The sequence below is a fragment of the Mesorhizobium sp. CA13 genome, from assembly GCF_020165235.1.
Lineage (GTDB): Bacteria > Pseudomonadota > Alphaproteobacteria > Rhizobiales > Rhizobiaceae > Mesorhizobium.
In genome coordinates, this window is sequence record NZ_JAIUHS010000007.1 from 53,986 (window position 1) to 67,588 (window position 13,603).

General features: G+C 66.8%; 11 protein-coding genes, 1 tRNA gene and 1 pseudogene. 2 read left to right on the forward strand and 11 right to left on the reverse strand.

Annotation, left to right across the window (positions count from 1 at the left end; all coding sequences use genetic code 11):
• Positions 1 to 11: 11 nt before the first annotated feature.
• Complete coding sequence (locus LB566_RS17590) at positions 12 to 1,100, reverse strand: PLP-dependent cysteine synthase family protein (RefSeq protein WP_224625310.1); 1,089 nt, start codon at positions 1,098 to 1,100, stop codon at positions 12 to 14.
• A 233-nt stretch (positions 1,101 to 1,333) separates the two neighbouring features.
• Here LB566_RS17590 and LB566_RS17595 point away from each other — a divergent pair, with 233 nt between their 5' ends.
• Positions 1,334 to 3,373, forward strand: coding sequence for a transcriptional regulator (locus LB566_RS17595; RefSeq protein ID WP_224625444.1), 2,040 nt, complete (start codon positions 1,334 to 1,336; stop codon positions 3,371 to 3,373).
• 96 nt (positions 3,374 to 3,469) lie between these two features.
• Positions 3,470 to 3,646: a hypothetical protein gene (locus LB566_RS17600; protein WP_181165187.1), complete on the forward strand. Its 177-nt coding sequence runs from the start codon at positions 3,470 to 3,472 to the stop codon at positions 3,644 to 3,646.
• A gap of 182 nt (positions 3,647 to 3,828) precedes the next feature.
• Here the strand turns inward: LB566_RS17600 and LB566_RS17605 are convergent.
• The 10 genes and pseudogenes from LB566_RS17605 to LB566_RS17650 form a co-directional block, all read right to left on the reverse strand.
• Positions 3,829 to 3,913, reverse strand: a tRNA-Leu gene (locus tag LB566_RS17605).
• A gap of 138 nt (positions 3,914 to 4,051) precedes the next feature.
• On the reverse strand, positions 4,052 to 4,672 hold the full coding sequence (locus tag LB566_RS17610; RefSeq protein WP_224625311.1) for a 2,3-bisphosphoglycerate-dependent phosphoglycerate mutase: 621 nt from the start codon (positions 4,670 to 4,672) through the stop codon (positions 4,052 to 4,054).
• Between the two features lie 92 nt (positions 4,673 to 4,764).
• Entirely contained in the window at positions 4,765 to 5,607 is an 843-nt protein-coding gene (dapB, locus tag LB566_RS17615) for a 4-hydroxy-tetrahydrodipicolinate reductase (RefSeq protein ID WP_140551731.1), read from the reverse strand.
• Positions 5,604 to 7,475 (reverse strand): ABC transporter ATP-binding protein, encoded by a 1,872-nt coding sequence (locus LB566_RS17620; RefSeq protein WP_224625312.1) that lies wholly within the window; start codon positions 7,473 to 7,475, stop codon positions 5,604 to 5,606. Before LB566_RS17620 ends, dapB begins: the two co-directional genes overlap by 4 nt.
• 163 nt (positions 7,476 to 7,638) lie before the next feature.
• Positions 7,639 to 8,664 carry a glucokinase gene (locus LB566_RS17625; protein WP_224625313.1) on the reverse strand — a complete coding sequence of 342 codons (1,026 nt, stop codon included), beginning with the start codon at positions 8,662 to 8,664 and terminating at the stop codon, positions 7,639 to 7,641.
• 133 nt (positions 8,665 to 8,797) lie between these two features.
• Complete coding sequence (locus LB566_RS17630) at positions 8,798 to 9,373, reverse strand: cation transporter (protein ID WP_224625445.1); 576 nt, start codon at positions 9,371 to 9,373, stop codon at positions 8,798 to 8,800.
• A gap of 61 nt (positions 9,374 to 9,434) precedes the next feature.
• The gene (gene mepA, locus LB566_RS17635; RefSeq protein ID WP_224625314.1) at positions 9,435 to 10,520 is read right to left on the reverse strand and encodes a penicillin-insensitive murein endopeptidase; all 1,086 of its coding nucleotides are present in this window, start codon (positions 10,518 to 10,520) and stop codon (positions 9,435 to 9,437) included.
• A 155-nt stretch (positions 10,521 to 10,675) separates the two neighbouring features.
• Complete coding sequence (locus LB566_RS17640; RefSeq protein ID WP_224625446.1) at positions 10,676 to 11,578, reverse strand: SDR family oxidoreductase; 903 nt, start codon at positions 11,576 to 11,578, stop codon at positions 10,676 to 10,678.
• A 6-nt stretch (positions 11,579 to 11,584) separates the two neighbouring features.
• A pseudogene (queG, locus tag LB566_RS17645) lies at positions 11,585 to 12,730 on the reverse strand (tRNA epoxyqueuosine(34) reductase QueG); the annotation flags it as partial.
• On the reverse strand, positions 12,711 to 13,403 hold the full coding sequence (locus LB566_RS17650; protein WP_140491712.1) for a glutathione S-transferase family protein: 693 nt from the start codon (positions 13,401 to 13,403) through the stop codon (positions 12,711 to 12,713). The pseudogene queG and the gene LB566_RS17650, both read right to left, overlap by 20 nt.
• Positions 13,404 to 13,603 lie beyond the last annotated feature (200 nt).

Sequence of the window (13,603 nt, forward strand, 5' to 3'; positions counted from 1 at the left end):
ACAGCCTCCCGTCAAGCCGCCGGGAACTGGCAGCCGGGCGTCGAGCGCGACAGCGCCGTCTCGTCGGCGTCCATCTCGGCATCGATGCCGTCGAACAGCGGCGTCGTCATGTAGCGTTCGCCGGTGTCGGGCAGCATGCACAGGATCACCGATCCGGCCGGCGCCTTCTCGGCGACCTGCCGCGCCACGGCGAAGGTGGCGCCGCCGGAAATGCCGGTGAAGATGCCTTCCTTCTGCGCCAGCGCCTTGGCCCATTTGATGCCTTCGGGTCCGGCGATCGGCATCACCTCGTCATAGAGGCCGGCGTCGACCGCTTCCTGCAGCACGTTGGGGATGAAATCAGGCGTCCAGCCCTGGATCGGATGCGGCTCGAAGGCCGGGTGGCTGGCGGCGGGCGCCCCGTCGGCACCGCGCTGCTGCGCCTTGCCGCTGCCGATGAGCTGGGCGTTGGCCGGCTCGGAAAGGATGATGCGGACATCCGGCCGCTCACGGCGCAGCACGCGCGCCACGCCGACGACGGTGCCGCCAGTGCCGTAGCCGGTGACGAAGCAATCGAGCCGCGAGCCGGCGAAATCATTGATGATCTCGCGCGCCGTCGTCGCCTCGTGGATGGCGGCGTTGGCCCTGGTTTCGAACTGTCGCGCCAGGAACCAGCCATTGGCCTCGGCCAGCTCTACGGCCTTCTTGTACATGCCGAAACCCTTTTCGGCGCGCGGCGTCAGCACCACCTTGGCGCCCAGCATGCGCATCAGCTTGCGGCGCTCGACGGAAAAGCTGTCGGCCATGGTGACGACCAGCGGATAGGCTTTCTGCGCGCAGACCATGGCGAGCCCGATGCCGGTGTTGCCGCTGGTGGCCTCGACGATGGTCTGGCCCGGCTTCAACGCGCCGCTGCGCTCGCCCTCCTCGATGATGTTGAGCGCCAGCCGGTCCTTCACCGAGGCAGCCGGGTTGAAGAACTCGGCCTTGACGTAGATCGTCGCGTGGGCCGGGCCGAGATTGTTGATGCGGATGACCGGCGTGTCGCCGACCGTGTCCAAAATGCTGTCGAACAGGCGGCCGCGGCCGGCCGTGGTTCTGATTCTTGCTTGCTGCAACATATCTGGTCTCCTCGTCTGTGTTGGTGCCTTGCGGTCACGGGCCGGTTACAAACCGGCGGCTTGGGCGGCGAGGTTTCGAGACCTTGCCGCGCTAGGGTCGCTCGACGTGCCGGCAATGCGGCTGCCCGCATCCCGGCGCGCAACTCGCAAACCGGGTGCGTTCATGCCGTGTTCGGTGATAAAACGAGGGCCGACCGGCCAACGTGGGAGGAAGCGTGGGAGCAAGCGTGGAAATGCACGTGGAATCCGCTCGACCGAGCCTGGATCGCGGCAAGCCCGCTCTTGCCGTGCGCCTGCTCGGCCCGTTTGCGGTCGTGCGCGATGGCGTGCGGGCCGAATTGCCGGCATCGCGCAAGCTGCGCGCGCTGCTTGCCTATCTGGCGCTGGCGCCGCATCCGGTGGGACGCGCTCGGCTGTGCGAGCTTTTGTGGGATGTTCCGAACGATCCCAGGGGCGAGTTGCGTTGGTGCCTCAGCAAGCTTCGCGCCGTCCTCGACGAGCCGGGGCACCGTCGGGTCGAGACACAGGACGACACGGTCGCATTGCGCCTCGACGGCTGTTTCGTCGACGCGCTGGAGGTTGGCGCCGCCGCCGCGCAAGGGATCGCCTCGCTCGACGCCGAGCGCCTGCGGTCACTGTCGGAGCTGTTCGCCGGCGACTTTCTCGACGGTCTGGAGCTCGACCGCAGTCCGTTTTTCGAGAGTTGGCTGATCGCGCAACGACGCCGCTTCCAATCGTGTCACGCCGCCGTGCTGGAGCACCTGGTCGCGGCGCTTCCGCCCGGTTCGGAAGCAGCAGCCGCCGGTCTCGACCGGTGGGTGGAGCTGGCGCCGTTCGACGGCCGCGCGCATCTGGCGCTGCTCACGCATCTGGCCGGGCGCGGCGCCATCGGCGCGGCCGAGCAGCATCTGACGGCGACGGCGCAATTGTTTCAATCGGAAGGGCTGGACTTCGGACCGGTGCGCGCGGCATGGCAGGCGCTACGCGACAAGCCGTCGGTAGATCGGCCCGCTGTAGATCGGCTTTCGGCGCAGCCCGTCGGCATCGCGGCATCGCCGCCGTCGCCCGCTCCGGCGGGCGTAGAGCCCAGCCACGCCTCGCTGGCGGTGATGCCGTTCGTCGAGGCCGCCGGCCCTTGCGGCACGCGCGGCGGGATCGCCGACGGCCTGACCCATGACATCATCACGCGCCTGGCCAAGCTCAGGGATTTCTTCGTCATCGCGCGCGGCTCGGTCTTCGCGCTCGCCGAGAAAAACATCGCGCCGCAGGAAGCGGGGCTCAAGCTGAATGTGGACTATGTCGCCACCGGCACGGTGCGCACCGTGGCCGGCCGCGTCGTCATCGCCGTCGAGCTCATCGAGGTTCGCACGGCCAGGATCGTCTGGGCCGAGAGCTTCGAGCGCCGGGCCGACGACCTCTTCGGCGTGCTCGACGATATCGGCAACGCGATCGTCTCGTCTATCTCGGCCGAGATCGAGACGGTCGAACGCAACCGCGCGATGCTGAAGGCGCCCAACTCGCTCAACGCCTGGGAAGCCTATCACCGCGGCCTCTGGCACATGTACCGCTTCACCCAGCCGGAAAACGAGTTGGCGCAGCACTTCTTCGGCGTGGCGACGGCGCTCGACCCGACCTTCGCCCGCGCCCATGCCGGCCTGTCCTTCACCCATTGGCAAAGCGCTTTCCAGCGCTGGGGCGACCGCGACCACGAAAGCGCGCTGGCCTACGAGACAGCGGGGCACAGTCTCCTGGTCGACGAACAGAACCCTGCCGCGCACTGGGCAATGGGCCGGGCGCTGTGGTTGCGCGGCGAACAGGACGGGTCGCTCTTCGAATTGGAACGGGCAGTGGAGCTCAGCCCCAATTTCGCGCTCGGCCACTATGCGCTGTCCTTCGTCCACTCGCAGTCCGGCGATCCGCAGGCGGCGATCGGCTCTTCCGACCATTCGCGCCATCTCAGCCCCTTCGACCCGTTGTTGTTCGGCATGCTGGGCGCGCGCGCCATGGCGCATGTGCGGCTCGGCCAGTTCGAGGAAGCGGCCGAATGGGCGCTGAAGGCGGCGGCGCGGCCCAATGCCCACGCCATCATCCTGGCGATCGCTGCACACTGCCTGGCGCTGGCCGGTCGGCTCGACGAGGCACGCAATTTCGCCGCCGCCATCCGCAAGGCGCTGCCGGACTACCGTGCCGACGATTTCATCGGCACGTTCCGTTTCGAAGCAGATGCGGAGGCATTGTTCCGGCAAGGCGCAAGGCGGATCGGATTGAACTGAATCCGCGCAATTTCCGTCGATTAACGATTTCGGAAGTGGTTGTTTAACCGTTCGTCGCTATGTCAGCGCCCGGAGGGGCATGACAGAGAGTGTATGATGAGCGACAGCCCTGACAAGCGCAATGAATGGCGCGCCATTCTTTACGTGCAAGCCCGCGTGGCGGTTCTTTTCGTCCCGGTCGTCGCCAGCCTGCTGATCATAGCCGCACTTGCCGGCAACGACCGCAAATCCGTTCCCGCCGTGGACCGGACGGTAACGGGATCGGTGCGATAAGGGCACGGTCGTCGACAGCGCACGTTTCCCAAGAGGCGTGCGCACGATGTCGGGCAAGTCCCAGCGGCTTTCCGTCGGCGGGAATGACCATGCGAGCGATCGTGCACCCAACAAAAAAAGCCCGGACGAGCCGGGCTTTTTTGTTGGGTCTCCGAACCTTCGAACGGTTCGAAACGGGAATTTGGTGCCCAGAAGAGGACTCGAACCTCCACTCCTTGCGGAACACGGACCTGAACCGTGCGCGTCTACCAATTCCGCCATCTGGGCTGGTGCGGGCTCAATAAGCGGGCAAGCGGTGTGTGTCAACGCGGTTTTTGGAACATGATCCCGAAAGGTGGGACCGGCTTTCACAAAAAGATCATGCCCGGCCAGAACCGCAGCCTCTGACTGCCGGCCCCGGACCGGTCAGCCTTCCAGCACTTCCTTCGAGGCCACGGTGGAATCGGCGTTGAGCGTGTAGATGACCGGCACGCCGGTGCCGAGCTCCAGCTTGACGATCTCCTCGCCCGACTTGCCGTCCAGCGCCATGATCAGCGCCCGCAGCGAATTTCCGTGGGCGGCGACCAGCACCGTGCCGCCGCGCAGCACATGAGGCTGGAGGTCGTGCAGGTAATAAGGCCAGACGCGGGCGCCGGTGTCCTTCAGGCTCTCGCCGCCGGGGGGCGGCACGTCGTAGGAGCGGCGCCAGACGTGCACCTGCTCCTCGCCCCATTTCTTGCGCGCGTCGTCCTTGTTGAGGCCGGAGAGGTCGCCATAGTCGCGCTCGTTCAGCGCCTGGTCGCGGATGGTTTTCAGCTCGCTCTGGCCGACGGCGTCGAGGATGTGCTGGCAGGTTTTTTGCGCCCGGATCAGCGCCGAGGTGAAGGCGATGTCAAACTTCAGGCCGCGTGCCTTGAGCTTCTGGCCGGCCGCCTTGGCCTCGGCGTGGCCCTGTTCGGTCAGGTCGACGTCGCGCCAGCCGGTGAACAGGTTCTTCAAATTCCATTCGCTCTGGCCATGGCGCACGAGCACGAGGGTTCTCGACATTTTTGCTCCTCTGGGATCTGAGCAATTCCAGCAGAAGTGGGAAGCGGTTTTCTGTCCGGAATTGCATGGGGACGAAGACGGTTCAGGGTCGTTCAGGCAAGCCCGAGTACGTCCCGCATCGAGTAAAGGCCGGGCTTCTTGCCATGCGCCCAAAGGGCTGCCTTGACGGCGCCGCGGGCGAAGATGGCGCGGTCCTCGGCATGGTGGGCGAGCGTGATGCGCTCGCCGGTGCCGGCCAGGATGACGCTGTGGTCGCCGACCACCGAGCCGCCGCGCAGCGTTGCGAAGCCGATCGAGCCAGGCTTGCGCACGCCGGTGTGGCCGTCGCGAACCCGCACATCGTTGCCGGCAAGCGGCACGCCGCGCCCCGCGGCGGCGGCTTCGCCCAGCAGCAGAGCGGTGCCGGACGGCGCGTCGACCTTGTGCCTGTGATGCATTTCGAGGATCTCGATGTCGAAATCGCCGGCGTCGAGGGCGCGCGCGGCCTGTTCGACCAGCACCGCCAGGAGGTTGACGCCGAGGCTCATATTGCCCGACTTGACGATCGTCGCGTGGCGCGCCGCGGCGGCGATCCTGGCATTGTCGTCGGACGAGCAGCCGGTCGTGCCGATGACATGGACGATGCGCGCCTGCGCCGCATAGCCGGCGAATTCGACGGTTGCAGCCGGGGCGGTGAAATCGAGCACGCCGTCCGCCCCGGCGAAGGCCGGCAGCGGATCGTCCGATATCGCCACATTGATGATGCCGATGCCAGCAAGCTCGCCCGCATCCTTGCCGAGATAGGGCGATCCCTGCCGCTCGATCGCGCCGGCGACGCGTGCACCCGGCATTGCGTGGATGGCGCGGATCAGCGTCTGGCCCATGCGGCCGGCGGCGCCCACCACCACCAGGCCCATATCGCCCGCGGGCCTGTCGGCTGTCGGCGTTTCACTCATCTCGCGCTCCCGGCGATGCCCTGCGTCTCGATAGTTTGCGTCGGCCCTGGCGCCGGAGTTTGGATCGGCGCGCCGTCATCGACAAGCCCCAGGCCCTTCCTGCCCTGCACCCGGTGGAAGCGGGAATAGACGCTGTGCGGATCGGCCATCAGCGAGGCATGGGTGCCCTGTTCGACCAGATGACCCTGTTCCAGCACGATGATGTGGTCGGCATTGACCACCGTCGACAGCCGGTGGGCGATGACGATGGTGGTGCGCCCCTCCATGACGTGGGTCAGCGCTTCCTGGACCTTGGCTTCCGCCTCGTTGTCGAGCGCCGAGGTCGCCTCGTCGAGCAGCAGGATCGGCGCCTGGCGGACGATGGCGCGGGCGATCGACACACGCTGGCGCTGGCCGCCCGACAGCGACGCGCCGTTTTCGCCGACGGGCGTGTCGTAGCCCAGCGGCTGCTGGCGGATGAAGCCGTCGGCCTGGGCCAGTCGCGCCGCCTGCTCGATCTCGGCGTCAGTGGCGGAGAGCCGGCCATAGCGGATGTTGTCGCGGATGGTGCCTTCGAACAGATAGGGCTGCTGCGAAACATAGGCGATGGAGCTGCGCAGCGACTGCTTGGTGATCTTCGAAATGTCCTGGCCGTCGATCTCGATCGTACCCGCCTCGACGTCGTAGAAACGCTGCAGCAGCGCCACCAGCGTCGTCTTGCCGGCGCCGGAGGCGCCGACGATGGCGGTCATCTTGCCGGCGGCGGCGACGAAGCTGAGGTCCTGCAGGACCGGCGCCTCCTCGACATAGCGGAAGCTCACATTGTTGAACCGCACTTCGCCCGTGGTGAAATTCGCCTCGGCGGCTCCCGGCGCGTCGCCCTGCTGCGGTTCGAGATCGAGGATTTCGTAGATCATGCGCGCATTGACCAACGCGCGCTCCATGCCGACCTGCATGCGCGCCAGCCGCCTTGCCGGGTCGTAGGCCAGCATCAGCGCGGTGATGAAGGAGAAGACGGCGCCCGGCGGCTGCCCGAGGACGAGCGCACGATAGCCGGAATAAGCGATGACGCCAGTGACGGCGAGACCGGCCAGCATGTCGGAAATCGGCGACAGCCGTTCCGAAACCCGGGCGATCTTGTTGCCGCGGTGCTCGGCGCTGTTGGCGAGCTGGCCGATGCGCCGCGACAGCTCGTCCTCCATGGTGAAGGCCTTGACGATGGCGATGCCTTGCGTGGCTTCCTGCATGGCGCCGATCAGCCGCGAGTTGATCTGCACCGATTCGCGGGTGATGCGACGCACCCGGCGCATCAGATAGACAACGGTGTAGATGAGCGGCGGTCCGATCACCAGCGAGCTGAGCGACAGGACCGGATCCTGGTAGATCATGACGCCGAGCAGCCCGAACAGCGTCACCCCGTCGCGCGCGATCGACGTCAGCGTCATCGACAGCAGGTCGCGAATGCCGTTGACGTTCTCGTTGACCTGCGCTGCCAGCCGGCCCGATCTCGTGTCGTTGAAGAAACCGACGCCGAGCTTCATCAGGTGATCGAAGATGCGGCGCTGGTAGCGCGCAACCAGGTTGTTGCCGACCGTGGCCAGCGTCACCGCCTGGCCGTAGCCGGCGAACCCGCGCACGAGGAAGGCACCCATGATACCGGCGCAAATCCACACGATCAGATCGCCGCGCCGCTCGTAGAATATCTGGTTGACGACCGGGCTCATGATCCAGGCGGTGAACGCGGTCGTGGAGGACACCGCCAGCAGGCAGGCCCCGGCAAAGACGTAGGACCACAGGTAGTCGCGGCCGTTCTCGGCGATGATACGGCGCAGCACCGCCCAGACCTGGCCTGGGGTGGCTTTCTGCTTATGTGTAGCTTGGAGTGTCAAATCGGGAGCGCTTCGTGGTTTCCGCTTGGTGGGACCGGGCTGCACATAGCATCCCTTCTGGCGCCCCTCTTAGCGCCAAGCGGCCGGCTTGCCTATGCCCGCGGCTGATTAACTTCGTCGCGGGCACCGGACCGACGCCTGTTTCCGTCATGCGACCGCAGGGCTAAGCCTGCCAGCGGCGGCCTGCGGTCTGGACGCCGAACAGCGAAGGGTTTCTGGCGTAGGCGGCGAGGCCCAGAAGTGCCGCCAGCGGATGGGTGATGACATAGACGGGCAAGGTGCGCATCAATTCGCTGTGCGGCGCCTTGTCCTCGAAGGCGGTGCGGAAATTGCCCTGTTTCAGCGCCGGCACGATCTTCTGCGCGATGCCGCCGGTGAGAAAGACGCCGCCGCGGCTCATGAACACCAAGGCGAGATCGCCGGCGGTGCGCCCAAGGCAGGTGACGAAGATCTCCAGCGCCTCCTGCGCAACCGGATCGGTCTTGGCAAGCGCCGCTGCGGTGATCTCGGCCGGCGTGGTGAAGGGCGATGGTTTGCCGTCCGCCTTGGCCACCGCCCGGTAGACGTTGACCAGGCCGCGTCCGCTCAGGATTTGCTCGCCCGAAATGCGGCCCTCGAGCTTCTCGATATGCGGGAAAACCTCGAAATCTCTGACACTGCGCGGGCCGATGTCCATATGGCCGCCCTCGCCGGGCACCGGGATCCAATGGCGCAGCGCGTGCACCAGCCCGGCGACGCCGAGCCCGGTTCCGGGGCCGAGCACCACGCGGCCGGCATCGGGTTCCGGCGCGCCGCCGCCGATCTTTTCCATGTGCTCTTCGCCGAGCGCCACGACGGCCAGCGCCTGCGCCTCGAAATCGTTGAGCACGACGATGTCGCTGAGGCCGAGGCTGGCGAACATCTGCCGGGGCTTGACGATCCACGGGCAATTGGTGAGCTCGATCTCGTCGCCGTCGACCGGGCCGGCCACCGCCAGCACCGCCGAATTGGGGCGAACCGAGGAGCGGTCGAGCACCGCCGCCTGGATCGCCTCGTCTATGGTGTTGTAACTGGCGGTCTGGACGATCGCCGGCTCGCCGGCTTCCGAATTGGCGTCGAGCACGACCGAGAAGCGCGCATTGGTGCCGCCGATGTCGCCGATCAGGATCGGGAACCGCAGCGCCGTGTCGTCGTCGCCTGTGTTTGGCATGCTTTGTCGTCCGTCCCCGGCGCCCGACGGCCCATTGCCGTTCTCCTGTTGACTAGCGCATGAGTTAAAAAAGGGAAACGGTTTTCGAAACCGATGGTGCGCACGACCGATTTATGAAGTCGAGCGGCCGCGACTAGGCTGCCGCCTTGTGCTCCTCGCGGGCAGCGGACCAGACCTCGCGGGCTGCATCGGCATTCATGGCGGCAATTCCCAGGCCGACAATCAGGTCGGGCCACGCAGAATGCCAGATCGCGGCGGTGAGAAGGCCCGCGGCGATTATGGCGACATTGGCAAAGGCGTCGTTCCGCGCGGAGAGAAAGGCCGCCTTTGTCAGGCTGCCGCTGTGATGGCGGAAGCGCGCCAGCATGAACGCGCAGGACAGGTTCACGGCCAAGGCGCCGACGCCCGCAAGCGACAGCGGCAACGGCGCCGGCGCGACCGGCAGGTTGAACTTGGCCCAAGCCGTCCAGAGCGTCGCCAAGGCAGGCACCAGAAGAATCGCCGCCAGAGCCATGCCGACCCTTGCGCGGCTGCGTGCGCCCCAACCCAGGGCAACGAGAATAAGAAAATTGACCGAGGCATCTTCCAGGAAATCGACACTGTCCGCGAACAGCGACACGGAGCCGATCGCAGATGCCACGGCGAATTCGACGATGAAGTATCCCAGGTTCAGAAGGACCACCCACCGGACGACGCGGCGAAGGCCCATATCCTGCGTTTGCAATACCGGCCCTCCTGCTCGCGGGAGACGGGTTGTCAGATATGACCAGTCAGTTTCCCGGCCGTGGCCGCGGCAACGGCACGCCGATCTCCGGCGTCGCGGTGAAGGCGTTCACCACGCCTGGCAGGCCGGCCGTCCCGCTGGCCGCGGTGACGGGCAGCGACGGCGCTTCGGGTTCGGGCGCGGCGACCGCGACCGGCACGGTGCCGCCATGGTAGGTGGCGGCCTCGACCGAGGCCGGCCCGGGCGCGTCGAGGACGGCGCGGCATTCCCTGGGCAGGTTCGCCAGCGTCATCAGATCGCGCGCCTTGGGCGCATCCGGGTTCTTGTTGGGCCGCCACGGCTCCTCGGTAAACCACCAGGCCAGCGGCTTGCCGCAGCCATCGTCGGCCGGGGTCGCTTCCTGCGCCTTGCAGTTGGGCGAGCCCGGCTGGCAGCCGATGCGCATGTGGAAATGATAGTCGTGGCCCCAGAACGGCCTGATCTTGCGCAGCCAGGAGCGGTCGCCCCTGACGGTGTCGCAGAGCTTCTTCTTGATGCCGGGATTGACCAGGATGCGCTCGACCTCGGGATAGCTCGCCGCGCGCTTCAAAAGCCGCGTATGCGCCGGCGTCCACAGCGCGTCCTTCACCAGATGCGTCTTTTCGTCGACCATCAAGGTCGCGCTCATCGTCTCGCGCTGCGCCCTCGACAGCGGCCGGCGGGGCATCGGCGTCAGCCAGATATCGGCGTCGAGCCCGATCTGGTGCGAGGCATGGCCGGTCAGCATCGGGCCGCCGCGCGGCTGCGCGATATCGCCGATCAGGAGGCCCGGCCAACCGTCGGCGACGGCATCGCGCGACAGTTTCTCGACCAGCGCGATCATCGCCGGATGGCCCCAGCGGCGATTGCGCGACGGCCGCATCACCTGCCAGGTCGGGCCGTCCATGGGGATGGCGACGCCGCCGGCAAAGCAGCCCTTGGAGTAGAAGCCGAAGGATTGCGGGGCGGTCGCCGCCGGCAGTTTCTCGGCGCCGAACAGGTCCTTTGCCCGTTCCTCGGCCATTGCTGGCCGCGCGGCGAGACTTGTGAGGGCGAGCAGGCCAAAAGCCGCCGCCAGCCGTGAACGCTTGCCGAGCCGCATCGCTGTCTCCATGAACCCCGCCGCAAACCCAAGCCCGAATCATAGCACGCAATGGACGTGGCTTCGATCACCGGAGCGGTTCCGTTTTTCACAAACAGGTCAACCGCCCTGTTTTCTTTTCCGACGCATTCCAAACCGAAACCGTGTCACGTGTTTCCTGGAATGCGTCAGCGTTTCATCGGGCTGCGCGGCGCACCGTCGCGCCAGTCGCCGCTTGCCCGCATATGGTCGAAGGCGGCGCGGTAGTCCGGGAAGCGGAACCGATATCCCGCCGCCTTGAGCGCCGCATTGGCGACGCGCTTGTTCTCGCCATAGAAGGATCGCGCCATGGGCGAAAGTTGGGCGGCCTCGAAGGGAATTTCGGGCGGCGGTGTGACGCCCATCAGCGCGGCGGCATAGGCCACGACGTCCTGCGGCGGCGCCGGCTCATCGTCGGTGACGTTGAAGATGCCGCCTTTGTTGCTGCCGATCAGATACCACAGCGCGCCGGCTATGTCGTCGCAGTGGATGCGGTTGAACACCTGGCCGGGCTTGACCAGCCGCCGCGCGGTGCCGTTTTCCAGATTGACCAAGGCATTGCGGCCGGGGCCGTAGATGCCGGAGAGCCGCAGCACCGCCACCGGCTTGCCGATCTCGCGGCCAAGCCGCAGCCAGTCCTGCTCGGCCGTCACCCGCATCGCCGAACGCTTCGACACCGGCCGGCATTGCGCCGTCTCGTCGACCCAGGCGCCGCCATGGTCGCCATAGACGCCGACGGTGGAGAGATAGCCGATCCATTCGAGCGCGGGCATCCCGACGATCGCCGCGCGGGCGGCGTTCAGCACGGGATCGCCGGCCTCCTCGGGCGCGATCGATATCACCAGATGGGTCGTGGTTGCCAGCGCATCGCCGATTTCGCCGGTCAGCGCGCCATCGAACAGCAGCGGCGCGATGCCGGCCTGGCGGAGCGCCTCGAATTTCTCCGCGGAGCGCGTCGTGCCGCGGACCGTCGTGGCGGAATCCCGGTTGGCGCGCGCAAAAGCCTGACCCGAATAGCCGGCACCGAAGATGAATATCCGCTTTTCGCTCATGTCAGTCGCCCTGGCTGGAACCGGCCGCGCCCATTCCTCGCGCACGGCCGCGTCGCTTTCGGTTTGCAGACCGGCTGCGGCGCGTTCGGCATATTCGGCCTCGGGCACCAGCCGCGCCAGCGCCCATATTGCCGCGCCCCGCACCAGCGACGAGGCGTCGGCGAGCAGTGCACGCACAGCATCTGAGAGCGCTGCATCGCGGGAATTGCCGGCGGCGATCAGCACGTTGCGGACAAAGCGGTCGCGGCCGATGCGCTTGATCGGCGAGCCGGAAAAGAAGGCGCGAAAGGCCGTGTCGTCCAGCCGCAGGAGATCGGCCAGCGCCGGCTCGCGTAGATCCTCGCGCGCGGCGAGCTTGGCCTCGGACGCCACCTTGGCGAACTTGTTCCACGGGCAGGCGGCGAGACAGTCGTCGCAGCCATAGATGCGGTTGCCGATTTTTTCCCGGAATTCATGCGGGATCGGGTCCTTGTTCTCGATGGTGAGATAGGAGATGCAGCGCCGCGCATCGAGCCGGTAGGGCGCCGGGAAGGCATCGGTCGGGCAGGCGTCGAGGCAGGCGCGGCAGGAGCCGCAATGGTCCTCCTCCGGCATGTCGGGGACCAGTTCGGCGGTTGTGAAAATGGTGCCGAGGAACAGCCAGGAACCGTGCTGCCGGCTGACCAGATTGGTGTGCTTGCCTTGCCAGCCGAGCCCGGCGGCCTCGGCCAGAGGCTTTTCCATGACGGGCGCGGTATCGACGAAGACCTTCACGTCGCCTCCCGCCCGCGCCACGATCTTGCCGGCGATTTCCTTCAGCCGGCCCTTCATCACGTCGTGATAGTCGCGGTTTTGCGCGTAGACCGAGATCGCGCCCCGGTCGCGCCTGGCCAACAGGTCGCGCGGATCGTGGTCCGGCCCGTAATTCATCGCCAGCACGACGATCGAACGCACCTGCGGCCACAGGCTCGACGGCTCGCTACGACGTTGCAGCGTCTCGGCGATCCAGCCCATGGAGCCGTGGAACCCGTCCGCCACGAAGGCTGCGAGCCGGGCCGGCGCCAGCGGGATCGCATCGGGGGTGGTGACGGCGACCGCCTCGAAGCCGGCGCGACGCGCCTGCGCGTCGATCAGCGCGCGCAGTTTCGCGGCGTCAGAAATCGAGGTCCGCATAATGCGACACCGGCGACAGGCCGCGCACCCGGTCGGTCAAGAGCGGCCGGAATGAAGGCCGCGACTTCACCCGCGTGTACCATTCGCGCGCCGCTGTGTGCTCGCGCCAGTCGATCTCGCCGAGATAGTCGAGCACCGAGAGCGTCGCGGCGGCGGCAAGGTCGGCATAGGTGACCCTCGATCCGGCCAGCCAGTGGCGGGTGCCAGCCAGCCAGTTGGTGTATTTCATGTGCTGGCGGATGTTGGCCCGCGCCGCGCGGATGGCGGCCGAATCGGGCGAGCCGCCGCCGGCGGTTTCCGGCATGACCGGCTTCAGTACGCGCTCGCGCACCAGATGTCGGGTGACCTCGCTCTCGGCCTTGTGGAGATACCAGTCGGTCAGCCGGCGGATCTCGGCGCGCTGCATCGGGTCCTCGGCGAACAGGCGCTTGTCGCGCTTCAGGACGCCGCGCGTCTCGTCGAGATATTCCGAGATGACCGTGGCGCCGACGATCGGCACGTCGCCCTCGGCCAAAAGGATCGGCAGCGTGCCGGCCGGGTTCAGCGCCAGGAACTCCTTGCGCCGCGTCCACGGCTTCTCCTCGATCAGGGCCAGCTCCTCGCCATACTCGCCGAAAGCGAGGCGCACGAACCGGCAGGAGGCGAACATGGGATGATGGAAAAGCGTCAGCATGGTTCCGCTATGATAAAGCGCACTGGTGGTTTGGATTTGAACTTCCTGTCCCCTCAACGGCATCTGCGTTCAGGAACTTCAAATCCAAACCACACCAGAACTTGAAGTTGGCAGTGTGGCTCAGAATCCGGAATTCGCGCATCGCGCTCCTCCCGGCTGTGGCGAATTCCGGATTGCCACACTGGCGAATCGCCGGGCGC

Bases quoted from the DNA above. Each gene is read 5' to 3' on its own strand.
- LB566_RS17590 (WP_224625310.1), bottom strand. From the start codon at position 1,100: ATGTTGCAGCAAGCAAGAATCAGAACCACGGCCGGCCGCGGCCGCCTG.
- LB566_RS17595 (WP_224625444.1), top strand. From the start codon at position 1,334: ATGCACGTGGAATCCGCTCGACCGAGCCTGGATCGCGGCAAGCCCGCT.
- LB566_RS17600 (WP_181165187.1), top strand. From the start codon at position 3,470: ATGAGCGACAGCCCTGACAAGCGCAATGAATGGCGCGCCATTCTTTAC.
- LB566_RS17610 (WP_224625311.1), bottom strand. From the start codon at position 4,672: ATGTCGAGAACCCTCGTGCTCGTGCGCCATGGCCAGAGCGAATGGAAT.
- dapB (WP_140551731.1), bottom strand. From the start codon at position 5,607: ATGAGTGAAACGCCGACAGCCGACAGGCCCGCGGGCGATATGGGCCTG.
- LB566_RS17625 (WP_224625313.1), bottom strand. From the start codon at position 8,664: ATGCCAAACACAGGCGACGACGACACGGCGCTGCGGTTCCCGATCCTG.
- LB566_RS17630 (WP_224625445.1), bottom strand. From the start codon at position 9,373: ATGGGCCTTCGCCGCGTCGTCCGGTGGGTGGTCCTTCTGAACCTGGGA.
- mepA (WP_224625314.1), bottom strand. From the start codon at position 10,520: ATGGAGACAGCGATGCGGCTCGGCAAGCGTTCACGGCTGGCGGCGGCT.
- LB566_RS17640 (WP_224625446.1), bottom strand. From the start codon at position 11,578: ATGAGCGAAAAGCGGATATTCATCTTCGGTGCCGGCTATTCGGGTCAG.
- LB566_RS17650 (WP_140491712.1), bottom strand. From the start codon at position 13,403: ATGCTGACGCTTTTCCATCATCCCATGTTCGCCTCCTGCCGGTTCGTG.